General features: G+C 71.4%; 21 protein-coding genes and 1 pseudogene. 16 read left to right on the forward strand and 6 right to left on the reverse strand.

The annotated features are described in order from the left end of the window. Positions 1-531: 531 nt before the first annotated feature. The 4 genes from STSP_RS28030 to STSP_RS28045 all read left to right on the forward strand — a co-directional run bounded on the left by STSP_RS28030 (position 532) and on the right by STSP_RS28045 (position 5,445). Positions 532-1,629 carry a bifunctional DNA primase/polymerase gene (locus tag STSP_RS28030; protein ID WP_078067566.1) on the forward strand — a complete coding sequence of 366 codons (1,098 nt, stop codon included), beginning with the start codon at positions 532-534 and terminating at the stop codon, positions 1,627-1,629. Further along, a complete protein-coding gene (locus STSP_RS28035) occupies positions 1,626-3,161 on the forward strand; it encodes a DNA primase family protein (protein ID WP_067283589.1) in 1,536 nt (511 codons plus the stop codon). The genes STSP_RS28030 and STSP_RS28035 overlap by 4 nt, the downstream gene beginning before the upstream one ends. Beyond that, a complete protein-coding gene (locus tag STSP_RS28040) occupies positions 3,158-3,559 on the forward strand; it encodes a DUF6009 family protein (RefSeq protein WP_067283591.1) in 402 nt (133 codons plus the stop codon). Before STSP_RS28035 ends, STSP_RS28040 begins: the two co-directional genes overlap by 4 nt. Before the next feature lie 344 nt (positions 3,560-3,903). After that, complete coding sequence (locus tag STSP_RS28045) at positions 3,904-5,445, forward strand: FAD-dependent monooxygenase (RefSeq protein WP_067283593.1); 1,542 nt, start codon at positions 3,904-3,906, stop codon at positions 5,443-5,445. On the opposite strand, the gene STSP_RS28050 is transcribed toward STSP_RS28045, so the two are convergent. Next, positions 5,438-6,106, reverse strand: coding sequence for a ScbR family autoregulator-binding transcription factor (locus tag STSP_RS28050; RefSeq protein WP_067283594.1), 669 nt, complete (start codon positions 6,104-6,106; stop codon positions 5,438-5,440). The two genes, STSP_RS28045 and STSP_RS28050, sit on opposite strands and share 8 nt — an antisense overlap. A 168-nt stretch (positions 6,107-6,274) precedes the next feature. On the opposite strand from STSP_RS28050, the gene STSP_RS28055 reads away from it, so the two are divergent. Further along, positions 6,275-7,180, forward strand: coding sequence for an NAD(P)H-binding protein (locus tag STSP_RS28055; protein WP_067283596.1), 906 nt, complete (start codon positions 6,275-6,277; stop codon positions 7,178-7,180). 206 nt (positions 7,181-7,386) lie between these two features. Here STSP_RS28055 and STSP_RS28060 read toward each other — a convergent pair whose 3' ends face one another. Next, positions 7,387-8,382, reverse strand: coding sequence for a ScbA/BarX family gamma-butyrolactone biosynthesis protein (locus STSP_RS28060; RefSeq protein ID WP_067283598.1), 996 nt, complete (start codon positions 8,380-8,382; stop codon positions 7,387-7,389). A gap of 289 nt (positions 8,383-8,671) precedes the next feature. Here STSP_RS28060 and STSP_RS28065 point away from each other — a divergent pair, with 289 nt between their 5' ends. From STSP_RS28065 to STSP_RS28080, 4 genes are all read left to right on the forward strand, one after another. Further along, entirely contained in the window at positions 8,672-8,881 is a 210-nt protein-coding gene (locus STSP_RS28065; protein WP_067283599.1) for an acyl-CoA carboxylase subunit epsilon, read from the forward strand. Positions 8,882-9,032: 151 nt separating this feature from the next. Continuing rightward, positions 9,033-10,625 carry an acyl-CoA carboxylase subunit beta gene (locus tag STSP_RS28070; RefSeq protein WP_067283601.1) on the forward strand — a complete coding sequence of 531 codons (1,593 nt, stop codon included), beginning with the start codon at positions 9,033-9,035 and terminating at the stop codon, positions 10,623-10,625. Between the two features lie 13 nt (positions 10,626-10,638). Further along, complete coding sequence (locus tag STSP_RS28075) at positions 10,639-11,256, forward strand: ScbR family autoregulator-binding transcription factor (protein WP_067283603.1); 618 nt, start codon at positions 10,639-10,641, stop codon at positions 11,254-11,256. Positions 11,257-11,709: 453 nt separating this feature from the next. After that, positions 11,710-12,537, forward strand: a complete 828-nt coding sequence (locus STSP_RS28080; protein WP_067283604.1) for an AfsR/SARP family transcriptional regulator — start codon at positions 11,710-11,712, stop codon at positions 12,535-12,537. 53 nt (positions 12,538-12,590) lie between these two features. Here STSP_RS28080 and STSP_RS28085 read toward each other — a convergent pair whose 3' ends face one another. Both STSP_RS28085 and STSP_RS28090 read right to left on the reverse strand, forming a co-directional pair. Continuing rightward, entirely contained in the window at positions 12,591-13,586 is a 996-nt protein-coding gene (locus tag STSP_RS28085) for an AfsR/SARP family transcriptional regulator (RefSeq protein WP_067283606.1), read from the reverse strand. A 254-nt stretch (positions 13,587-13,840) separates the two neighbouring features. Then, the gene (locus STSP_RS28090; RefSeq protein ID WP_078067567.1) at positions 13,841-14,143 is read right to left on the reverse strand and encodes a phosphopantetheine-binding protein; all 303 of its coding nucleotides are present in this window, start codon (positions 14,141-14,143) and stop codon (positions 13,841-13,843) included. Positions 14,144-14,450: 307 nt separating this feature from the next. Here STSP_RS28090 and STSP_RS28095 point away from each other — a divergent pair, with 307 nt between their 5' ends. Further along, entirely contained in the window at positions 14,451-15,272 is an 822-nt protein-coding gene (locus STSP_RS28095) for an AfsR/SARP family transcriptional regulator (protein ID WP_067283608.1), read from the forward strand. 63 nt (positions 15,273-15,335) lie between these two features. Here STSP_RS28095 and STSP_RS39320 read toward each other — a convergent pair whose 3' ends face one another. Beyond that, complete coding sequence (locus STSP_RS39320; protein WP_067283609.1) at positions 15,336-15,566, reverse strand: DUF6059 family protein; 231 nt, start codon at positions 15,564-15,566, stop codon at positions 15,336-15,338. A gap of 231 nt (positions 15,567-15,797) precedes the next feature. On the opposite strand from STSP_RS39320, the pseudogene STSP_RS37590 reads away from it, so the two are divergent. The 4 genes and pseudogenes from STSP_RS37590 to STSP_RS28115 form a co-directional block, all read left to right on the forward strand. Continuing rightward, positions 15,798-16,034 (forward strand): annotated as a pseudogene (locus STSP_RS37590) (IS481 family transposase); the annotation flags it as partial. 320 nt (positions 16,035-16,354) lie between these two features. Further along, entirely contained in the window at positions 16,355-17,413 is a 1,059-nt protein-coding gene (locus STSP_RS28105; protein WP_078067568.1) for an aromatase/cyclase, read from the forward strand. A 15-nt stretch (positions 17,414-17,428) separates the two neighbouring features. After that, complete coding sequence (locus STSP_RS28110) at positions 17,429-19,240, forward strand: acyl-CoA dehydrogenase (RefSeq protein ID WP_232789822.1); 1,812 nt, start codon at positions 17,429-17,431, stop codon at positions 19,238-19,240. Between the two features lie 56 nt (positions 19,241-19,296). Beyond that, complete coding sequence (locus STSP_RS28115; protein ID WP_232789823.1) at positions 19,297-20,259, forward strand: 4'-phosphopantetheinyl transferase family protein; 963 nt, start codon at positions 19,297-19,299, stop codon at positions 20,257-20,259. 12 nt (positions 20,260-20,271) lie between these two features. On the opposite strand, the gene STSP_RS28120 is transcribed toward STSP_RS28115, so the two are convergent. Further along, the gene (locus STSP_RS28120; protein ID WP_067283611.1) at positions 20,272-20,739 is read right to left on the reverse strand and encodes a nuclear transport factor 2 family protein; all 468 of its coding nucleotides are present in this window, start codon (positions 20,737-20,739) and stop codon (positions 20,272-20,274) included. Between the two features lie 165 nt (positions 20,740-20,904). Here STSP_RS28120 and STSP_RS28125 point away from each other — a divergent pair, with 165 nt between their 5' ends. Together STSP_RS28125 and STSP_RS28130 are read left to right on the forward strand one after the other, a co-directional pair. Next, positions 20,905-22,386 (forward strand): FAD-dependent monooxygenase, encoded by a 1,482-nt coding sequence (locus STSP_RS28125; protein ID WP_067283613.1) that lies wholly within the window; start codon positions 20,905-20,907, stop codon positions 22,384-22,386. Positions 22,387-22,436: 50 nt separating this feature from the next. After that, complete coding sequence (locus tag STSP_RS28130; RefSeq protein ID WP_067283614.1) at positions 22,437-23,132, forward strand: antibiotic biosynthesis monooxygenase family protein; 696 nt, start codon at positions 22,437-22,439, stop codon at positions 23,130-23,132. Positions 23,133-23,153 lie beyond the last annotated feature (21 nt).

The raw sequence follows: 23,153 nt of genomic DNA on the forward strand, positions 1-23,153 counted from the left end.
GCCGTGAGCCCGCCAGTTGGTGAGGGGCGGGCGGTCCTGGATGTTTGCTGCAGGGTCGCTTGAGTCGCTGTCGGCGGCAGTGCGAGAGGCCCAGCGGGGGCTTCGGTCGCTGGGGCCCGACCGGCTGGACGCGGGCAGCGACTGAAGAAGAGCGACCGAACGGGGCGTGGGTCGCTTTCGGTCGCTGGAGAGAAGAAGCAGGTCAGGGTGGGGTTTTGGAAGAATCAGCGACTGAAGCGACCCAAGGTCGGGGTATATGAAGCCATTGGCGCGCGTGTGCGTGCGCGCGCGTGTGCGTCATATATAGAGGCCTTGAGTCGCTTCAGTCGCTGTTCTTGGGTTTCCGCCTCTGTGACCTGCGGTTTTACGGAGCGACTGAGAAGCTACTGACGAAGCTTCGGTCGCTCCGCTTCGGTCGCTGACCGGTCTCGACGACCGAATCTTTGTCATCTCATGGGCCGCTTGCTGCCCACCCGTTTCGCTAGTCTGTCCTCGTCGCTCAGTCGCTTGGGTCGCTTACGGGGGGTGCGGATGGCCTCTGAGCTGCGGGACTCTCACAGCTGTGCACCGCGGCAGGCTCCCGCCGGACGGTCGCTGGCCATCGCGCGCTGGTGTGCCGGCCGGGGCTGGCCCGTCCATCCGCTCGCTCCGGGACGCAAGACCCCGGCGGGCAACTGCGACGCCTGCCGGGTGCCGGGACACACCCACCGGGGGTGCGGCTGCCCCGCGGCCGGTCGCTGGTGCCACGGGTTCCACGCCGCCACCCTGGACCAACCCCGCATCGACCAGTGGTGGGGCGCCAACCCGCACCTGGGCGTCGGGATCTCCTGCGGGCCCGCCGGTCTGGTGGTCCTCGACATCGACGCGCACGAACGCCTGCTGCCGCAGCGGGACCGGCTGCTGCCCGGCATCGAGATCCCCTCGAGCGTCGACCTGACGGGACTGGCCAACGGCTTCCACACCATCGGCGTACTGGCCGCTCTGCGGGGCTCTCCCAGCCCGGCGGACGACGACACCACCCTGCGCGTGCGCACCCCCTCCGGAGGCCTGCACGTGTGGTACCGGACCCATCGCGGGCACCGCTGGCAGTGCTCCACCGGGTCGGGCGGCCGAGCCCTGGCCTGGCAGGTCGACGTACGGGCGCACGGCGGCTACATCGTCGCCCCCGGCACCGTGACCGAGGCGGGGACGTACGAACCCGTGGGCGCCGTCCGGGAGCCCGCCCTGCTGCCGGACTGGCTCGCCCGGGAACTGGAGCGCACCGGGCATCTGCCGCCCGCACACGTCCCGGCGCCCCGGCCGGTGCCGCCACGGGCCCGGCAGGCCGTCCTGGCCGCCGGGGGAGGCCGGGACGGCAGCGCCCGTGTCCTGGTCGCGTTACTCGCCGAGGTGGCCGCCTGTGCCGCCGTACCCGAGGGCGCGGCCTTCTCCGAGAAGCTGAACCGCGCCTCGTACACCGCCGGGGGACTGGTGGCCGCCGGGCAGTTGGACGCGGGTGAGGCGGAGCGGGTGCTGCGGGAGGCGGCCGAGTTGGCCCGCCCGGGGCAGCTGCGGCGCTACGGAGCCATCATCCGCAGTGGTCTGGACGCCGGCGCGCTGCGCCCCCTGCACCTGGGAGGGCGCGCATGACGCCATGGGACGGCGACACTCTCTTCGACCCTCAGGCGGTGGCCGCCCAGATCCTGCTGGCCCAGCCCGACCAGCGGTCCGGGGCGAACGGTGTGAACGGCCAGGACCGCGGTACGCCGGGCCAGGAACCGGCTGTGCAGGCTGAGGCGACCGCCGACGGGCTGCTGCCGGACACCCTCAGCGACCGCGGCAACGCCAAGCTGTTCGTCAAGCTGTACGCCGGTGACTACCGGCACGTCCCCGGGCTCGGCTGGTTCCGGTGGGACAGCACCCGCTGGCTGATCGACGAGGACGACACCGTGATGTGGGCCGCCGGCGACCTGGCCGAGTCTCTCGCCACCACCGACCCACGCGGGCACTTCACCTCGTCGGCGCTGCAGCAGCACCGTAGGCGGGCCCTGAGCACCAGCGGCATGAACGCAATGCTCACCCAGGCCAGATCCGCACCCGGCATGGTGCTCAACGCGGCGCTGCTGGACGCCGACCCGTACATGCTGTGCACCCCGGGCGGCATCGTCGACCTGCGCACCGGGGCGATCCGTACGCCCGATCCGGACAAGGACTTCCACTCCCGGTCCACCACCGCGGCCCCGGAGCCGATGCCCACACCGCGCTGGCACCGGTTCCTCACCGACACCTTCGGCGACGGGCCCGAGGGCGCGGAGATGATCGGTTTCCTGCATCTGCTGCTCGGCTACTCCATCACCGGGGACGTCGGCGGTCAGGTGATGCCGTTCCTGTTCGGCTCCGGCAAGAACGGCAAGTCTGTACTGCTGGACGTCCTGATGAAGCTCCTGGGCGACTACGCCGACGCGGCGCCGCCCGGGTTCCTGATGGCCCGTCCGTACGAGGGGCACCCCACGGACCTGGCCGAGCTGCACGGCCGCCGCGTCATCGTGTGCAGCGAGGTCAAACCCGGCGACCGTTTCGACGAGGCCCGCGTCAAGCTGCTCACCGGAGGAGACCGCATCAAGGCCCGCCGGATGCGCCAGGACTTCTTCAGCTTCGCGCCGACCCACAAGCTGTGGCTGCTGGGCAACCACCGGCCCGAGGTCGGCACGGGCGGCTTCGCGTTCTGGCGCCGGATGCGGCTCATCCCGTTCGAGCGCGTGGTGTCCGACGACCACAAGATCGACAACCTGGCGGACATCCTCGTCACCGAGGAGGGACCGGGCATCCTCAACTGGCTCATCGTGGGCGCACGCCGCTACCTGGCGGGGCAGAGGGACCTCACCGGTCCCGAGCGCGTCCGGATCGCCACGACCGCCTATGCCGAGACGGAGGACCACACCGGCCGGTTCCTGAGCGAGTCGTGCCGGCTCGAGCCCTCGCTGAGAGCGGAACAGGCTCAGCTCTACGCCGCTTACAAGACCTGGTGCCAGAATGAGGGGGCCCCGGCCGTCTCGTCCCGGGCCTTCGCGGCGCGGGTTCGTGAGGTGGTGGGACTGGCCTCGCCCAAGGAGATGATCCTGTCCAACCAGCGGAAGTACTACCCGGGTATCGGACTGCTCGCCGACGAGGAGACAGCATGAGCGCCCTCATCGCAGAGGACGAGATCCTCCACGAGGCCGAGCTGGTCTGGCTGGAGGACATAGCCGCGCTCGACTACGTCCGCCAGAGCCTGGACCGGCTGCCGACCCGGCGCGGCAAGCCCGCCTACCACCGCGACGGGCGCATGGTCGGATATGCGTTGCTCGGGCCGCAGGCCAAGCCGTCCCGTTCGTCGGGCACCTTCCGCCGCCGGGTCTTCTGGCTGCTTCCGCACGACCGCGACGCCGACCCCGAGGGCCTGTACGCCACCGGGGCGCCCGCGGAGGCCGTCGACCCGCGCACCCTGTCGCCGGGCCGCAAGGGACGCAAGACGGAACGCTCGGAGGGCGGTCCGTTGTCGTCGGCCGTGCGGGAGCCGGGGAACACCCTGCCGATCTGAACGAAGAGGGCACCACGGCCGTGGTGCCCCCACGTCTTTCCAGGGCAGCCCGCAGGTCTGCGCGCACGTCCTCAGAACAGCTGTGAGCTGCGAGGACGGGCATCCTCTCGCCGCTGGGAACGGCCCTTTCCGCCCTGGACGACACGCGACCTTGAAAAGAACCGTCCATTCGGTATATTTCCTGGCGTCGTGCCGCCCGGTCTCACAGAGGCCGGAGTTCGGCCTTCCGTACGCTGCGACAGGGGGAGGGGCGTGCATCGTGTGCTTTCTTCACAGGCCTGACGGGCCTCGGCCGTGTCCCAGACCCTGCCGCGGCGCTCTCGGGGTCAAGGGGAGGTCCCACGGTGAAGAGTCATCTGCACGCGCAGGTCGTGATAGTGGGGGGAGGACCGGTCGGCATGCTGGTGGCGGCCGAGCTCGGGGAGTACGGAGTCCGTACCGTCCTGCTGGAGGCGGAGGCCTCCGTCTCGGAGCGCCCCAAGGCGAGGGTCCTCCATGCCAGGGCCCTGCAAGGACTCGCCAGGCGGGGATACTTCACCGACCTCGTGCCGAGGGCGGGCGCGGCCGAGGCTGAGGCCGAAGCCCCGTTCCGCTTCGCCGGAATACCCGGCCTGTCCATCACCGCCCCCGCCTCGGAGCCCGGCCCCGTCCTGAAGCGTCCTCAGGCCGAGCTTGAGCGCTTGTTCGAGCAGCGGGCGCAGGCCGCCGGCGTACGGGTCATGCGTGAGCACCGCGTGACCGAGCTGACCCAGGACCAGGACGGTGTCCGGGTCACGGCAGAGGGGCCCCACGGCCGTGTCGAGTGCACCGCTTCGTACCTGGTGGGGGCGGACGGCGGGCGCAGCACGGTCCGGGAGCTGGCGGGAGTTCCCTCACAGACCTACCGGGCCACCACGTCCGGGATCTCCGGGCTGGTCAGGTTAGGAGACGCGGACGCCCTGCCGCCGGGCTGGCACCGCACCCCGCGCGGCTGGATCGTCGTGCACGACATCCCGGGCGCCGGCACGCACATCAAGACCCTCGACTGCTCCGGTGCCCACCCCGGGCGCCATCTGCCGCCCACCGCGCAGGAGCTGCGCGGTGAACTCGCCCGGATCGCGGGAAGGGAGATCGCGTTCCAGCAGCCGCGCTGGCTCAGCCGGTTCAGCGACTTCGCCCGGCTCGTCCGTTCCTATCGCTGGGGAAGGATCTTCCTCGCGGGGGACGCGGCGCACATGCACTTCCCGGTCGGCGCCCAGGGACTGAGTACCGGTGTGCAGGACGCCCTCAACCTGGGCTGGAAGCTCGCGCTCGCCGTGCAGGGCCTCGCGAGGGAGGACCTGCTCGACACCTACGACACGGAACGCCGGCCGGCCGCCCAGCGTGTCATCGGCACCACGCAGGCCCAGCTCGCTCTGATGCGCTCGGAAGGCGAAGCCGACGCCCTGCGCGCCCTGTTCGCCGGGCTCGTGGCGGCGGACCGGGAGAGCCGGCACCTCAGCGACTTGATCAGCGGTCAGGACACGGTCCTTCCGGGACGTACCCGGCAGCCTTCCGCATGGGAAGGAAGGTTCCTGCAGAACATGGTCCTGAGGACGAGCGCGGGCCGGACCGATGTGATCGAGCTGCTGCGGACCGGCAGACCGCTGGTGCTGCTCTTCGGGGAGGAGGGCAGCCGGTACGTGGAGCAGGCGCGCGAGTGGGCGGACGTCCTGAGGCTGGTTCACGCCGAGCCGGCCTGCGAAGTCCCGTACGACGCCTTGCTGGTACGGCCCGACGGTTACGTCGCCTGGGCCTCCGCCCCGGGCGGAGACTGCCTGGAAGACGTGCTCGCGCTGTACTTCGGCAGCCGTTCGACCCGGTCCGTGGAACGGCTGGCCATGACGGGCGCGGGGGCGCTCAGCTGACGGCGGCTGCCGGCTGCCTCTGGAGCAGGCGCTGAATCTCCTCGTAGACCGCTTCGCCCCGCGGCTCGGACAAGTCCAGCGAGGCGAGCACGGAGGGCACGGCAATGCTGGGGAACAGATGACGCAGCAGTTCGGACGTCCTGCGCCGCAGGTCCTGGTACTCACTGACAGCCTGGGACATGGACTGCACTCCCGCGAACGTGCCCACCACGACGTCGGCGGTCACGGACGTCACGACGTGGGGCAGCAGCTCGCCCTGGGCCTGCGCCTTCTCCAGCATCTCCCGGCAGACAGCGCTCCAGCGCAGGAAGGGGCCGCTGCGGTCGAGGCCCTCCGCGTGCTGATCCATGCTCAGGCGTACGCCTGCGCGCACCATCGGGTCCGACTGCAGGCGGTAGGCGTGCAGCAGGACCACGTCCGCGAGCTCCTGCAGCTTGCAGGCACGGTCCGGAATGACGAACCGCTGGTCCTGCTCATGGAGCACCCCCTGGGCCAGCTGTTCTTTCGACTCGAAGTGGAAGTACAGGGCCCCCTTGGTCACACCGGCCGTGTGGAGGATCTCGGCGATGGTCGCGGCCTGGTAACCGCGTTCCTCGAAGACTTTCGCCGCTGCCTCGAGGATGGTCCTGCGCGTACGGATGGCACGGTCCTGCTTCACCACGTTGCGGTCCTCCCGTCTCTTGAAGATCGCTTCGGCGGATGGAGCCTCGGACCGACCCCACGAAAAAAACCGCCCAGTTTGTATCTTACAGCCGGTGCCGTGCGCAGCCTCAAGGGTGAGGTGACTGGTGCGGCGCACCCAGGCCTTTCCAGCAGAGGGAGGACATCGGTGATTCTCGTGACAGGCGCCACCGGGACCATCGGACGGGAGGTCGTGCGCCAACTCCCCGCCGATTGTGCGGTGCGTGTCATGGCCAGGGATCCCTCGCGGGTGGAGAGGACGGGCCACAGGACCGAGCTCGTGGCCGGCGACTACACCGATCCACGTTCACTGGACCGCGCTCTCCGGGGAGTGAGCCGCGCGTTCGTCCTCACCAACCGTGTCGGCGGTGACGATGACGCGCGTTTCGTCCGTGCTGCGCGGGCGGCGGGAGTGCGGCACCTGGTCAAGGTGTCCGCAGCCGCGGTCGCGGACGTGGGGGCGGACGACCTCATCACCCGCTGGCACCGCACGAACGAGGACCTGCTGCTGAGTTCCGGGATGCAGTGGACTGTGCTGCGCCCGCGCTCCTTCATGTCCAACACGCTGTCCTGGGCGACGTCCATCGGCTCCGAGCGGGTCGTGCGGGGTCTGTACGGTACGTCGGCCAACGCCTGCGTCGACCCGCGAGACGTCGCGGCCGCAGCGGTGTGCGCGCTGACCGAGGACGGGCACGAGGGGCGGATCTACACCCTGACCGGACCGGAGCCGATCAGCGCGGTCGAGCAGACGGCTCAGCTCGGCCGGCTGCTGGGCAGCCCCCTCCGCTTCGAGGAGCTGTCCCTGGACCGGGCGCGCGCCCTGCTGCGGGAACGTCATCCCGCGGCCGTCGCCGAGGCGTTGCTGGCCAGCGCGGAACGGCAGCGCGCGGGAGCCAAGGCCCATGTCGAGAACACGGTTCTCCGACTGACCGGCCGCCCGGCCCGGTCCTTCCGGACATGGGCCGAGGACCACCTCGCGGCATTCGGCGCCGTGCCGCATGCCGCGGGGGCGTCCCAGCAAGGGCCCTTACGGAGCATTCGCACCGTGCGGTGAGGCAAGGCGGCGTACGAGCGCGCGACCGTCAGGGACCGGGCGGCCGCCTCGACACGAGGCTCGGTTTCTGGTGCCAGCAGTCGGAGCTTGCGACGTACGACCTGGCGGGCGTGCGGGTCCTCCCCGTTCCGCACGCCCGCCGGCGCGGCGATCCCCCTGGGCAGGAGGCCGCGGGGCCGGCCGGCGGCGACCCCGCGTTCGTGCGGTCAGTCGCCCAGCGCGGCCGTCACCATCGTGCTGAACACGGGCTCGCCGTCCTGGTGGCCGGTGACCAGGACCGTGTCCGGGTCACCGGGTGCGGCCTTGGGCAGGCGCAGGCCGTCGATCAGGCAGGGCAGGTCCAGCTCCGCGTACTTCTTGAACTCGCACTCGAGGCCGAGCGGCAGGATCGAGGATCTGCCCAGCACTGCGGTCGCCGCCTGGCGGGCAGCCTCGAGCAGTACCATGCCCGGCACATGGTCGACTTGGTGGTCGAAGAGCACCGGGTGCCGGGTGTCCACCCGCAGTTGCCAGCGGTTCGGGTCGCCGGTGGGGGAGAGGACCACGTCAGCGGGCGAAAGGCGCCCCACGCTCTGCGGCGCCACCGGAGCCGTCAGCGGAATCGGGCGGTGCCCGGCGCTGAAGACGCGCTCCGGACGCAGCCGTCGGTACACGGCCGGAGCGATGGCGCTGAAGGAGATCCGCCCCGAGGCGGCGGGCCGTCCCTCGCGCAGGACCGTCGTCTCGTACGCCAGGCCGGTCAGCCGGCCTGCGCGCTTCCTGACCTCCTTGCAGGTGACGTCGATGTCCAGCGCGGCGGGCGTCTGACCGATCCTCAGCTGTTCGGGGTGCACCGTGAGAGTGAGTTCCTCCAGCAGGAACTGGTGGCCGAAGGGAACGCCGAACTCGGCGTGAGCGAGCAGGGCACCGATCTGACGGATCGTCTCAGCGGCGATCAGCGGGTCGTGGTGGACCCCGTCCACGGGGGTGAAGAAGCTGTGGCCCCGCGGCCACTGGGCGGTCATCGCGAAGTGTGCGTCGGCCAGGCGCTTCCAGTCGGTGAGCATGACCTCGGCGACGGCCGCGCGGTGCACCAGTTCCCTGGGGACCGTGGTGGTCAGATTCCCGTGACGCAGCGCTGCTGCCCGAAAGGGTGACAGAGCGGCTTCCACCGTCGTCTGCTCGATCGACGGACCTTCGAACCGAAACGTGCTCGCCGTCATCGCTCCCCCTGAACGAGATCGGAGATGGGCTGCGGAGGTCTCAAAACATAGAGACCAACCGGTTTGATTTCCAGTGGAATCGCAGCCTTCGCCCGGGATCGTTTGGAGTCGCCGCCCAAGACCGGGAGGCAGAGTTCCTTCACGTACGTCTGTTCTCCGGCATTTCTCCAGCTCATGGCCCACCGAGCGCTCGATCGCCGCCGGCCGCTCGCCCGGGCGTCTCTCAAGCGACGCTGAAGTCTCTCTGTAGCGCGATGCCGCACGGTGGCCGGAGTGGAGAGGAGCGGACATGGGCGAACCGGGCGCTACGGGCCTCGCGTTGCGCATAGAACGCGGTCGGGCCGACGAGGAGGAGCTGGCCGCGGTGACCGTCGTGCTGTGCTCGGTACTGGCCGGGCGGGATGCGGCAGACGACGGGCAGGAGCCGCCCGACGTCCCGTCGTGGCGGCAGCCGGAGCGGTCCGGCGCGGCCTATCGCTCGCCGTACTGCTGGCGATAGGGCCCACCGAGCAGCCGGCCGCGAGGCCCGGCAGGCACTTTTTCAGGGCTGATTCATGTGCGCGCCAACACACCTCCCCCTTATAAACCGCACAGACGGTTTGTTAACCTGGGGTTCCATACCGGCCGCGCTCATGAGGGAGGGAGGCATCGTGACAGTCCTCAATGACATTCCTCAGGTGTCCGTGGAGCTCTCGGACGGAGGCGGGCGCGTTGCCGAGCTGCACGAGATCCGTGCGCGGGCGGTGGCCGGGCCGAGCGAGAGAGCGACGCAGGCGCAGCACGCCAAGGGCAAGCTGACGGCGCGTGAGCGCATCGAGCTGCTGTTGGACCCGGGTTCCTTCCGGGAGGTCGAGCAGTTGCGCCGGCACCGGGCCGCCGGCTTCGGTCTGGAGGAGAAGAAGCCGTACACGGACGGTGTGATCACCGGCTGGGGGACGGTGGAGGGGCGGACGGTCTTCGTCTACGCCCACGACTTCCGGATCTTCGGCGGTGCCCTCGGCGAGGCGCACGCCACGAAGATCCACAAGATCATGGACATGGCCATCGCGGCCGGTGCCCCGCTGGTCTCGCTCAACGACGGTGCCGGCGCCCGTATCCAGGAGGGCGTGTCGGCCCTGGCGGGGTACGGCGGGATCTTCCAGCGCAACACCAAGGCGAGCGGGGTCATCCCGCAGATCAGCGTGATGCTGGGCCCGTGTGCGGGCGGTGCGGCCTACAGCCCGGCGCTGACGGACTTCGTGTTCATGGTGCGGGACACCTCGCAGATGTTCATCACCGGCCCGGACGTGGTCAAGGCGGTCACCGGCGAGGAGATCACCCAGAACGGGCTCGGCGGCGCGGACGTGCACGCCGAGACGAGCGGTGTGTGCCACTTCGCCTACGACGACGAGGAGACCTGCATCGCCGAGGTCCGCTACCTCCTCTCGCTGCTGCCGCAGAACAACCGGGAGTACCCGCCCCACGTTCCGTGTGCCGATCCGCAGACCCGCCGCTCCGAGGTCCTCCTTGACCTGGTCCCGGTCGATGGCAACCGGCCGTACGACATGGCCAAGGTGATCGAGGAGATCGTCGACGACGGCGAGTACCTGGAGGTCCACGAGCGCTGGGCCCGGAACATCATCTGCGCCTTCGCCCGCCTCGACGGCAGGGTCGTCGGCATCGTCGCCAACCAGCCGCAGGTTCTCGCCGGCGTGCTGGACATCGAGGCCAGCGAGAAGGCCGCGCGGTTTGTCCAGATGTGCGACGCATTCAACATCCCGATCGTGACCCTGCTGGACGTCCCGGGGTTCTTGCCAGGTGTGGACCAGGAGCACGGCGGGATCATCCGGCACGGCGCGAAGCTGCTGTACGCCTACTGCAACGCCACCGTGCCGCGGATCTCCCTGATCCTGCGCAAGGCCTACGGCGGTGCGTACATCGTCATGGACTCGCAGTCCATCGGCGCGGACCTGACGTATGCCTGGCCGACGAACGAGATCGCCGTCATGGGCGCGGAGGGCGCCGCCAACGTCATCTTCCGCCGCCAGATCGCCGAGGCCGAGGACCCCGAAGCCATGCGGGCGCGGATGGTGAAGGAGTACAAGGCGGAGCTGATGCACCCGTACTACGCGGCCGAGCGCGGTCTGGTGGACGACGTCATCGACCCCGCCGACACCCGCGAGGTGCTCATCACGTCACTCGCGATGCTCCGCACCAAGCACGCCGATCTGCCCTCACGCAAGCACGGCAACCCGCCGCAGTAACGGAGCACCTTGAATGGTCAAACAGGAACGAGCGCTGCGTACCCGCGAGGCGCTGATCAAGTCGGCTGCCACGGTCTTCGACCGGGACGGCTTCAGTGTGGCCTCTCTCACCGCGATCAGCTCGCTGGCCGGAGTGAGCAACGGAGCGCTCCACTTCCACTTCGCGAACAAGGCCCATCTGGCCGATTCGGTGGAGGAGGCCGCGGCGGAACGGCTGGAGGGCATCGTCACGGCCCACGAGGGCACGGTCGGCAACGCCCTGCAGCTGCTGGTGGACACCTCGCACGACCTGGCCCGCGGGCTCACCGAGGACGTGGTGCTGCGCGCAGGCTTCGAGCTGAGCCGCGATCAGGTGCGCGAGAGGAGCCGGGACCTGCATCACCAGTGGCACCAGTGGGTCGAGGGCGCGCTGAAACGCGCTGACGGCGCGGGCGTGCTCAGCGAGGTCACGCCCGAGGAGGTGGCGTCCTCCGTGGTGGCGGCGACCACCGGCTTCGAGGTGCTGGGCATGCAGGACCCGAAGTGGCTCTCGCACCGTACGATCACCAGGTTCTGGCAGCTGTTGCTGCCGCGGCTGGCCGCGGCCTCTGTACTCGGCGATCTCGTGGCGGCCGGCAGCCGCCCCCAGTGACCACGCCAGGCAGCCAGGGGGCCGCAGTCCGAGGAGAGGGGCGATCGGCGGAGGCGGAAATAATCAGACCGCCCGGTCTGATTTAGTGGGGGACATGCACCCTTTTGCCCTCGGGGCCCCCGGGTCGCCCCGGGCGCCGCGGCGGTGACCCCTCGCCTTTTCATCGGCGATCCGCGGCGCCTTCCTTTCCACCCGTATGCGCACCAGAGCCTCCGGTCAGCCTCAACTACGGCCGTCAGGAGGCTCTTTGGCGTGCGCGCCGCTGCTGCCGGGGCACGGTCGCCACCCGCGGTCGGGCGGCTCGTGTGGCTGTATGTGCCCGCTTTGGTTGACAAACCGACTGTGCTGTTTTTTTAATCGTGTTCGAGCCAGAGCCGTCGAGCACCATCCGCACGCTCAAGCGGCGGCCCTCGCGGCATGGATCCGCACGCAACCGGCATTGGGGAGAAGACCGTGGACATCGAAGTTCTGGGCGCGCTGTCAGTACGCGAGCACGGCATCACGATCACACCGACGGCTCCGAAGCCGCGCCAGGTGCTGGCTCTGCTCGCCCTGCACGCCGACCGGGTGGTCCAGGTCTCCACCCTGATCGAGGAGCTGTGGGACGACGAGCCGCCGCGCAGCGCCCGCACCACCCTGCAGACGTACGTCCTGCAGCTGCGGGAGCTCATCGGCGAGGCGCTGGCCAAGGCCGGTGAGGAGAACGTCACCGCCAAGGACATCCTGGTCACCCTCCCCGGGGGCTACCGCCTGGACACCCGTGGCGGCCGGGTCGACTTCCGCGAGTTCGAGCGGCAGGCCGGGGCGGGCTACCGGGCCATGGACGCCGAGGACTTCTCCGGTGCCGCACGGCGGCTGCGGGAGGCACTGGCGCTGTGGACCGGCTCCGCGCTCGCCGACGTGACCGCCGGCAGCCGGATCGGCCTCGAGGTCAAGCGCCTGGAGGAGGCCCGGCTGTGCGCGCTGGACCAGCGCATCGAGGCCGATCTCCGGCTCGGCCGCCACCGCGAGCTGCTGTCCGAGCTGACCGTCCTCGTCAACCGGCACCGCATGCACGAGAGCCTGCACGGTCAGTTCATGGTGGCCCTGCACCGCTCCGGCCGACGCGGCGAAGCACTCAGCGTCTACCAGCGGCTGCGCACTACCCTCGTACGCGAGCTCGGCCTGGAGCCGTCGGCGATGCTCAGCCGGCTGCAGCGCTCGATCCTGATGGCCAACCCGGATACCGTGGCGGCCCTCGGCCCGGAGGTCACCGGTCAGGCCGTTGCCCGGGTGGGCTGACCCCGCCCCCGGCTGCCGGACCGTGCCGACGCGTCCGACGCCGGCCGGTCCGGTTATCGTGCCTGCGCCGGCGCAACCGGGGCCGACAGGCGGTCGAAGCGGCGGATCAGGGCCTCCTGCTCCAGGGAGAGACGATCCACGTGGCGCCGCAGGCGGGCGATCTCGTCGGTGAGGGCCAGGACCGTGGCTTCCTGGTACGGGGCCGGCGCCAGGTAGGGGAGCGAGGGGCCCGGGACGCGGTGGACGGCCGCCGGGAACGGCTCGGTGGGGCCGGGAGCCGCGAGCGCCGGGTCGTGGTTGAGGATCGCCTCCATCCGGCCGCGCAGCACCGGGCCGGGCTCGACGCCGAGTTCGTGGACCAGGTGCTTGCGCGCGCGGTCGTAGACGCCGAGGGCCTCCACCTGTCGGCCGCAGCGGTACAGGGCCACCATCAGCAGGTCGTAGAAACGTTCCCGCATGGGGTGGTCGGCGGTCAGTTCCTCCAGCTCACCCGTGATCTCGTCGTGCCGGGCGGCGCGCAGGCAGGCGTCGTACAGCGCCTCCAGGGCGGTCAGCCGGTTCTCCTCCAGCTGGGCCGCCTCGGCCGCGCAGATGTCCCCGCGCACGCTGTCCTCCAGGGCAGGACCCCGCCAGAACGCGAGCGCCTGGCGCAGCAGTTCGGCGGCGTGCTCGGGATCGCTGACGGCAGCCGCCCGGCCCTCGGCCGCGAGGCGGTTGAAGCGCTCGGCGTCGGTGGTGGCCCGGCCCAGGCGCAGGACGTAGCCGAGGGAGCGGGTCACGATCCATTCGTGGTGCGGTTCACCGGAGCCGGCGTGCGGCACCGGCAGCAGCCGGCGCAGCCGGGCCACGTGGGCCTGCAGGGCGTTCGCAGCGTTCGCCGGCGGATGCTCGCCCCACAGCTCGTCGATGAGCCGGTGCGCGGAGACGGTCTGCCCCGACTTCACCACGAGCGCGCCCAGCAGAGCGCGCTGCTTGGCCCCCGTGGGGAGAATCCGGAGCCCGGTGCGCTCGTCGTGGACCTCGACGGGACCGAGGATGCGAAACTGCATCTCTTCCCCGACGGCGGGCCCGGCCGGTCCAGGGCTCCCGTCGTCGTACCTGCTCGCGCTCCTGCGACCCGGACTGAGGACCGGAAAGGAGTGCACGCCGAATTCCATGGATGACTCCGTCTGGTGATCCGATTCCGGTTGGCCGGAAAAGAAAGCTGCAATTCCCCGGCTATCGGACCATAGACGGTGTGTACGAACGGCGGGGCCGGCGCGACTCCGGCTCCAGCGGTTTTCGGGGCCGCGTCGAGTTCACATCATGCGGCGTTCGCGATGCCCCGACGGTCAAGCGGCGATCGACAGTGGCCGGGCGTGGGGCGCGCCATCAGCTCGGGAAATCCGACCTCGATGCCGCGCCGGTGCCAGGCGGAGATCAGTTCCATGGTCGCGATCGAATCCAGGTCGTGGTCCACCAGGTCCTCGTGGACCGCCAGTTCGATCGGTCCCGCCTGCTGAGCGCAGCGGGCGGCCATGAGCCGCAGCAGCTGCCGCGTCAACGGGTCCGCGCCCGCGGGCGGCGTCTTCCCGCCGTCCCGCCCGGTGCTTTCAGTGGCCTCCATGGCGCGGAAAGCTAACAGCGCCAGCCGACCGGAAAAAGACGGCCAGCGGCTCCTTTTTCCAGCGGTCAGGCGCGTGTCAGAGACGTGTCAGGCACAGCTGGAGACGCGGCATTGCAAGAAAGCCGCTCAATGATTCCTCGATGATTTCCGAGGGCGCGGTTGCGGCGGGATACGGTGCGCCTCGTGCATACATCGTGGGATAAGGACATCCGGCTCCTGCGTGGCGCAATATCGACGAACCTCGGGCACCGATTCGCACACCGGTTCGGAAGCCGAGTGCAGCCGTCGAGGTACGGGGAGGGAAACCATGAAGATTCGTGTTCTGGGTCCACTGAGTGCCGACGTCAATGGGATGTCGATCGTTCCGACGGCCGGGAAGCCGCGCCAGATCCTGGCCCTGCTCGCCCTCTATCCGGGCCGGGTCATGCCCGTGCCCACGCTCATGGAGGAGATCTGGGGCACCGAACTCCCCCAGAGTGCCCTCACCACGCTGCAGACCTACATCCTCCAGCTGCGGCGCCGGCTCGGTACCGCCATGGGGCCCGGCGCGCCCGGCGCCGCCAAGGACGTGCTCGCCACCCGGCACGGCGGCTATCTGCTGCAGATACCGGCCGACGCGGTCGACGTCCACGAGTACGAGCGCCTCGTCACCGAGGGCCAGCAGGCCTTCGAGAACGGCGAGGACGAGCGGGCCGCCCGCACCTACCGCAAGGCGCTGGACCTGTGGCAGGGGCCCGCCCTGGTCGACGTACGCGTCGGCCCGGTCCTGGAGATCGAGGCGATGCGGCTGGAGGAGAGCCGGCTCGTCACGCGGGAACGCCGCATCGACGCCGACCTCAGACTCGGCCGGCACGCCGAGGTCACCGCCGAGCTGATGGACCTGATCGCCCGGCACCCCGAGCACGAGGGGCTGCACTCGCAGGCCATGGTGGCGCTGTACCGCTCCGGCCGGCAGGCCACCGCGCTCGACGTCTACCACCGGCTGCGCCGCCGCCTGGTCGACGAGCTGGGCGTGGAGCCCTCACCGCAGCTGCAGCGGCTGCACCAGGCGATGCTCGCCGTCGACCCCCAGCTGGACGTGGCGTCCGGGCCCCGGCGCACCTCCACCTTCGACCTGTACGCGGCCTGACACCGCGGCGCGGCCGCACGGCCCTTCCGGGCCGGCCTCGCACGCCGGCGAGGCCTCCGTCCCTCAGCCCGCCGGGTCGAGTTCCTTCAGCAGGGCGCGCTCCAGCGCGCTCAAGGGCAGGTCGGGGCGCAGGCGTTCTGGATGGCCGGGCGGGGGCGCGTCCAGCAGGCGGGCGTCGGCCCGGGCCGCCTCGCCCGCGACCTGGACGCTGCCGGCGGCGACCAGACACTGCCAGACGTGGGCCGCCAGGGCGCGGGTGAACCGCCGCATGCGCCGGGCGCCGCGAATCGCCATCAGGACTCCTTCGGACCGCGGACCGTCATCCCACCCGTCAGGCTCGGACCGCCCGCTCGCGAACCGCATGACGTTCCCTCGAGCCCGGCCGGGCGCCCGGCGGCCGGTGCCCGTCGCAGGCGGAGAGATCCGGCAACGCCCGGGTCGGCGCGCCTGATTCACCCTGCTCAGAGCCCGCGTACTCCTGCAGCCGTCATCGGCCGACCCCGACGAACCGGCCCTGGCCCGCGCGCCTCTCCGACGAAGAAGGCCGCCACCACCGTGGCGTTCTTCCGCCGCGCCCGCGCGTTCTTCGGCGCCCACGGCATTCACCGGATCGTGCGCGTGGTCACCGACAACGGCGCCAACTACCGCGCCGCGGTCCTCATGCGCTCCCTGACCTCGCGGGCTTCTCACCACCAGCGGACCCAGCCCTACACGCCCCGGCACAACGGCAAGGTCGAACGCCACCAGCGCATCCTCGCCGAGAACTCCTCACGCTGCCGGCGTCATGGCCGGCGACAACGAGCGTGCTCAGTCACCTCCAGCCCCCGGGCGTCCGAGGCGGCGGCCCGCAGGGTCGGGCAGGGCGGTCGGGCCCGGGTCGAGCCGGCGTCGAGCGCGGTACGCCCGGCACGCGGGGGCGCCGCGCTGTGCTGCGGATTCGAGCGGCCGTCGAGGAGCGGACGAGTCGTTCTCCACCAGGTCAAGACACAGTCCATGGCAAGCCTGTACGGGCCGGCTGGTTGCGGCGTCCCGTGGCCGTCCGCCCGGCCTTCCAGACGTCCGAGACGAGAGGGGTGTGGTGGATGTACCTCGCGCCTGTGCACCGTATGGCCCAGCACGCGGAGGTGGATGCCCCGGCCGGCGTGCTCTACGGCCTGATCGCCGACGCGTTGCGCTGGCCCGTCTTCCTGCCGCCCACCGTGCACGTCGAACAGCTCGAGTTCGACGGCGAGTCGGAACGGCTGCGGATGTGGGTCACCGCCAACGGCGAGATCAAGTCGTGGACTTCGCGGCGCGTCCTGGACCCCGTGGCGCACCGCGTCGACTTCCGCCAGGAGGTGCTGCCCCGGCCGGTGACCTCCATGGGCGGCAGCTGGACCGTCGAGCCGCGCGGCCCCGAGCGGTCCCTCGTCACCCTCCGCAACGACTTCGCCGTCACCGACAACGCGCGCGCCGACGTCGACTGGGTGAAGCGGGCCACCACCGCCAACAGCCGCGCCGCGCTCGACAACCTCAGGCAGCTCGCCGAGCGCTGGCGCCGCCTCGACGACCTCGTCCTGTCCTTCGAGGACTCAGTCCACGTCGAAGGGCCCGTCGAGCCGGTCTACGACTTCCTGCACCGGTTCGGCGACCGGACCGACGCGGTGCCCGGCGCCACCGGGATCCACATCGCCGAGCGCGGGCCCGGAGTGCAGCTGATGACCGTGGAGATGGCCGGCGCCGACGGGACGGTGCGGACGACCGAATCGGTACGGATCGGCTTCCCGCACGCCGGACGCATCGTCTACAAGGACATCCGGGACACCGAACAGCCCGCGCTGCTCGCCGCGCACACGGGCGAGTGGTCGGTCGAACCCGACGCATCGGGCGCGGGCGTCACCGTCGTCGCGCGGCACCACGCGGTGCTCGACGAGGACGGCGTACGGCAGAGGTACGGCGACGGCGCGGAAGCGGTGCGGGTCGCGCGGGAGGCGCTGCGCTCACGGCTCGCCCGGGAGAGCGGCGTCGCGCTGCGGCTGGCCAAGGAGCACGCCGAGGGTGCACTGGCCTGCCGAGCCGGAGCGGCGGCCGTCGGCCCGGTTGCCGAACCCCCCGTGCTCATCGCGCTGAACGCCCCCGCCCGCACTCGCCGGACGGGCTGAAGCTGGAGGTCCCACGTGAACAACAGCCTGACCGCGAGTGCCGACACGTCCGCGGCCGCGGGACGGCCCGCCGCCCCCCGTACCTCCCAGGTGCCCGGCGACGGGCCCGCACGGGCGCAGCACGTCGAGGACCTGCTCGGCGATCCCTTCGCCGACGGCAACCCGCACGGCCAACAGGCGCTGCTCGCCGCCGACGAGCGGCGCGAAGTGCCTGCGGCCACCGAGGAGTTGCTCGACCGCTTCGGCCTGGCCGCCGAGTTCGTGCCGAGGGAACTGGGCGGCCGCCTCACCAGCGTCGAGGGGCTCGCCCAGGTGCTGCGGCCGGTGTTCCGGCGGGACGTGGCGCTCGGCTTCGGCGCCGGGATGACCGCCCTGTTCGCCGCGTCCGTGGTGTGGACCGCCGGCGACGAGCGGCAGCGCCGGGGCACCGCGCGGCGGCTGCTCGACGGCGGCCGGATCACCATCCTGCACCGCGAGTTCGCGCACGCCAACGCGATCCTGCGCGGCGAGTACACCGCGCGCCCCGCACCCGGCGGCTATGCGGTGAACGGCCGCAAGGAAGTCGTCATCAACGCCGACCGCGCCGACGCCTTCGTCGCCTACGTCCGCACCGCGCCCGGCGAGGGCCCGGACAGTCACTCGGTGTTCCTGCTCGAGACCGACCGGCTCCCGGCGCACGCCGTGCACCGGCTGCCGCGCGCCCGCACCCACGGCATGCGCGGCGCCCACTACGCCGGACTGGAACTCGACCACTGCCCCGTGCCCGCCGACGCCCTCGTCGGACGGCTCGGCGAGGGCGTCTCCCTGTCCCTGCGCACCTTCCAGGTGAGCCGGGCGCTGGTGTCCGGCGGCGCCCTGGTCGGCGGGATGGACAGCGCACTGCGGTACGCCGTGCGGGCCGTCAGCGAGTCCCGCCGCGGCCTGGTGCTGCGCGGGCGCCGCGGCCGGGTGCTCGCTGGAGTCTTCGCCGACCTGCTCGCCTGCGACAGCCTCGCCGTCGCCGGGCTGCGGCTGCTCGACCTGGCGCCCGAGCACGCCCTCATCCCCTCCGCCGCCGTCAAGTACGCCGTGTCCGCGCTGCTCCACGAGGACCTCGACGAGCTCGCCGCGGTGCTCGGCGCCCGCGGCTACGACCGTGGCCCCACATACGGCGGCTTCCAGAAGCTCGTACGCGACCTGCCGGTGGCCGGACTCGGGCACGCGGGCACCGCCGACACCCAGGCCGTGCTCGTCCCTCACCTGCGCACCCTCGCCCACGCCACCTGGCGCGGCGAGGCCGGACACGAAGCCCCCGCCGCGCTCTTCACCACCGGCGGCGGGGACACCGCCCTCGACTTCCGGCGGCTCGACGCCGAGCCCCGCGACCCGCAGAGCGGCTGCGACGGGCTGCTCGCCGCGCTGCTCGGCGCCGCCGCCCGGCTCGACGGCAAGCGCGGGCGCGGCCCCAGGTGGGCGGCGCTCGCCGACCTCGCCCGCGCCTTCGCCGCCGAGGTGCACAGCCTCGCCGAGCGGTGCGCCACGCTCTCCGGGCGCCCGGACGCCGCGGCGCTCGCCCCGGCCGCCTACGTCCTCGTCGACCGGTACTGCCTGCTGCTCGCCGCCGCGTCCTGCCTCGCCGTCTGCGAGAACGCCGCCCCCGGAACCCCGGACGGCGGCCTGCTCGCCGAACCCGACTGGGCGCTGCTCGCCCTGACCCGGTTCGGCCGCCGCCTCGGCCTGGAGGTGCCCGACCTGCCGGACGGCGTCACGCAGGACCTCGCGGCCGGGCTCGTGGACCGGTACCGGCGCGGGCGGAGCTTCGACCTGTACGGGATGCGGCTCGCGTGAGACCCGTCTCAGCAGAAACGGCCGGACCCGGAAGACGACAGAAGGAGGCGAACGCCGTGCACCACAGTGAGCCCACGGCCGTGCGGAAGGGCGGCGGCCGCGTCACGGACGACATCGACGCCCGCGACGTCGTCGGTGTCCTCGACACCCTGCACCGCCTGAGCGCCCTCGGCGTCGTCGCCACCGCGCACGGCTCCGCCGTCGCACCGCCCGTGCACGTCCCGCGCCCCGACAGCTCCTGGCTGCGGATCCGGGAGGACCTCCTGGACCGCGGGGCCACGGTGGCGTACGCGACCTGGACCGAGTGGCTGCCCGCGGTGCTCACCACGCCGCGCCTCAAACCACTGCTCGGCCGCGACTGGAACCGCTACGCCGACACCCACGACCCCGCGGTCCGCTGCCGGTTCGCCGCGTCCCGGCTGCTGATCAAGTACACCGCGGCGGCCGCGCTCGGCATCGGTCCGGAGGACATCGACATCGCCTACCGGCTCGGCGGCCGTCCGTATCTGCGCGGCCTCGATCAGGTCGAGGTGGGCCTGACGCACACCGGTGAGCTGATGGCCGTGGGGATCAGCCGGATGGGCCGGATCGGCCTGGACGCCGAGCGCGCGGACCGGCGTTTCGACCTGGGCCTGATGCGGAGTCAGATGTGCACGCCGGCCGAGGTCGCGGAGCTGGACGCGCTGCCCGAGGACCAGCAGGCGGCGTGCGTGCTGCGGCTGTGGACCCTGAAGGAGGCGTACACCAAGGCGCTCGGTCAGGGCATGCGGCTCGCCTTCACCGAGTTCGGTTTCAACCTCGCCCTCGGCGGCCTGCGCACCCCCGACGGAGCCGCGGCCCTCGGCGACGAGTGGGCGTTCGCCACCCACCCGGTGCTCGGCCGCTACCTGATCAGCGCCGCCTGCCACGACGCCGGGCTCGACCCGGCCGGGGACACCTCGGTCGGCACCATGCTGGACCGGCGGCTGCTCACGGCGATGACCCGGCCCGGGGACCAGAGCCCGGTCGTGGACATCTGACCGCCGGAGGGTTCAGACCCGCTTCGGGGGCTCCCCCTCGGTGAAGAGGACCCGGAACGACAGCTCGCCCATCCGCCACCCGGCAGGGGTTTTGCGGGCCTCGCCGGAGGCGAGCGTGCCCGCGCGGAACAGCGGCGGTCCCTCCCCGCCGGGGTGGTGGACGTGCGTGGTCAGCACGTTGGCGCGGAACACGGCCCGGTCGCCCTCGACGGTCACCACCGCCGGCGAGCCCAGGTGCTGGGTGGCCGCGAACGCCGCGAGCGAGGCGCGGTGCCACTCGGCGAGCCCGGCGCGCCCCTCGTGGCGGCTCATCGGGAAGGTGACGACCGTGTCCTCGGTGAACAGGCTCCGGGCCCACGCGTCGTCGAGCTCCTCGTCGTCGAGCGTGACCAGATAGCGGCCCAGGAGTTCCGCGACCAGGGCGGCGTCGGCGGAATCGGTGGCCGTGGCCGAAGCGGCGGGCAAAAGGTTGGAAGTCACCGCCCGAGCATGGCGCCGGGCGCGTTTGCGGGACCAGATCCCTGCCAGAGATCTGACATTCCCAGCAGAGTTCTGTAGCGGATTGCGCGAAGCCTGTACCGCATTCGCTTTACCGTTCCCCCGTGGCCCGGCAATACTCGTCAAACCCCAGTCGGAAGAGGGCAGATGAATACCTTTGACGCGGACGTGATCATAGTAGGAGCAGGTCCTACTGGACTTATGCTCGCGGGCGAGTTGAGCCTCAATGGAGTCTCCGCTCTGGTCGTCGACCGGCTTGCCGAGCCCATCAGGGAATCCCGTGCCCTCGGTTTTTCCGCGCGCACGATCGAGGAATTCGCGCAGCGCGGACTCATTTCCCGGCTCGGCGATGTCGATGTCATTCCGTTCGGTCATTTCGGCGGTGTGCCGCTCGACTACCGGGTCCTTCCGGGCGGTTCGTACGGCGCCCGCGGCATCCCCCAGTCGCGGACCGAGGCCATGCTCGCCGGCTGGATCGCCGAGCGCGGCGTCGAGGTGCGCCGCGGCGTCGAGGTCACCGGCGTCGAGCAGGACGACGACGGGGTCGGCGTCCGCATCGCCACCGGGGACAGCACCGGCACGCTCCGCGGCCGCTACGTCGTCGGCTGCGACGGCGCCCGCAGCGTCGTCCGCACCAGCGCCGGGATCGACTTCCCCGGCACCACGCCCACCGTCGAGCTGCGCTTCGCCGACATCACCGGCGTACAACTGCGCCCGCGGTTCAGCGGCGAGCCGGTGCCCGGCGGCATGGTCATGGTGCTGCCGCTCGGCCCGGACCGCAGCCGCGTCATCTACTACGACCGCGCACAGCCGCTGCGCACAGGTAAGGACCCGATCACCTTCGAGGAGGTCGCCGAGGCGTTTTTGCGCCTGTCCGGCGAGGACATCAGCGGCGCCACGCCGCTGTGGGTCTCCTCCACCACCGACGTCAGCCGCCAGGCCGCCGAGTACCGCAAGGGCCGCGTCTTCGTCGCCGGGGACGCCGCCCACATCCCCCTGCCGATCGGTGCCCAGGGCATGAGTGCCGGCATCCAGGACGCCGTCAACCTCGGCTGGAAGCTCGCCCTCGACATCAAGGGCCAAGCCCCCGAGGGACTGCTCGACACCTACCACGCCGAGCGCCACCCGGTCGGCGCCCGCATCCTCGCCAACACCCTCGCCCAGCGCACCCTCTACCTCGGCGGCGACGAGGTCGACCCGCTGCGCCAGGTGTTCACCGAGCTGGTGCGGCACGAGGAGGTGCAGCGCCACCTGGTCGGCATGGTCACCGGACTCGACATCCGCCACGACGTCGGCTGCGACCGCCACCCGCTGCTCGGCCGCCGCTTGGAGGACAAGCAGATCACCCGCGACGGCGTGAAGCAGAGCGTTCTCACCCTCCTCGAATCCGGGCGCGGCCTGCTGCTCGCCGGCAGCGCCGAGCTGCGTGCCGCGGCCCAGGGATGGGCCGACCGCGTCGACACCGTCACCGTGCAGGGCCCCGACGGCGACCACGGCCTCGACGGCATCCTCGTCCGCCCCGACGGCTACGTCGCCTGGGTCGGCGGCCCGGGCGACGGCCCCGCCGCCGGTGCCACCGGCATGCCGCTCACCGACGCGCTCGGCCGCTGGTTCGGCCCCGCCGCCTGACCAGGGCTCCGCCCGCCCGCCCGCACATCCCTCGAGGAAGCGAAGGAACCATGCCGAACATCTCCACCGAGGACAACTACCTGACCGTCCTCAACCTGTTCACGACCGACACCCCCGAGAACCAGGACCAGCTGCTCACCGAGATGCGGAAGATCGTCGACGCGGCGGCCTACGAGGGATGGATCTCCTCCACCGTGCACGCCGGGCAGGACACCCCCGGCACGGCCAACCTGATCCAGTGGCGCAGCGGCGAGGACCTCGAAAAGCGGTACGCCGGCGAGGAGTTCAAGCACCGCACGCTGCCCGTCTTCCGGGAGATCACCACGGCCATCCGGCTGCTGCAGAACGAGATCGTCTTCACCCAGACCCGCCCCGGCCTCGACGGCCGCGTCGAGATCTCGCCGGACCGCGACGACTACACCGCCATCGAGGTCTACCGGGTCGGTGAGGCCGACCAGGCCGAGCTGATCAAGCTCCTGGGCGAAGGCCAGGACTGGCTGGTCAACGTCCCCGGCTACCGCTCGCACAGCGTCTTCAAGGGCCTGCGCGCCATGTTCGTCGAGGGAGCCTTCGCCGTCGTCTACTCGCAGTGGGACAGCAAGGAGAGCTACGAGGCCTTCCGCGACCTGCCGCACGAGCGCAAGCCGAGGCCCCGCCGCACCAACGACGAGCGCATCGACGAGCTGAAGATCGACAGCGACGTGAACACCTACCGCGTGGTGCACACGCGCGCCGCGGGCGAGTAGCCCTCCGCGCGCCGGGCGGGC

The sequence above is a fragment of the Streptomyces jeddahensis genome, assembly GCF_001642995.1.
Classification (GTDB): Bacteria; Actinomycetota; Actinomycetes; order Streptomycetales; family Streptomycetaceae; genus Streptomyces; species Streptomyces jeddahensis.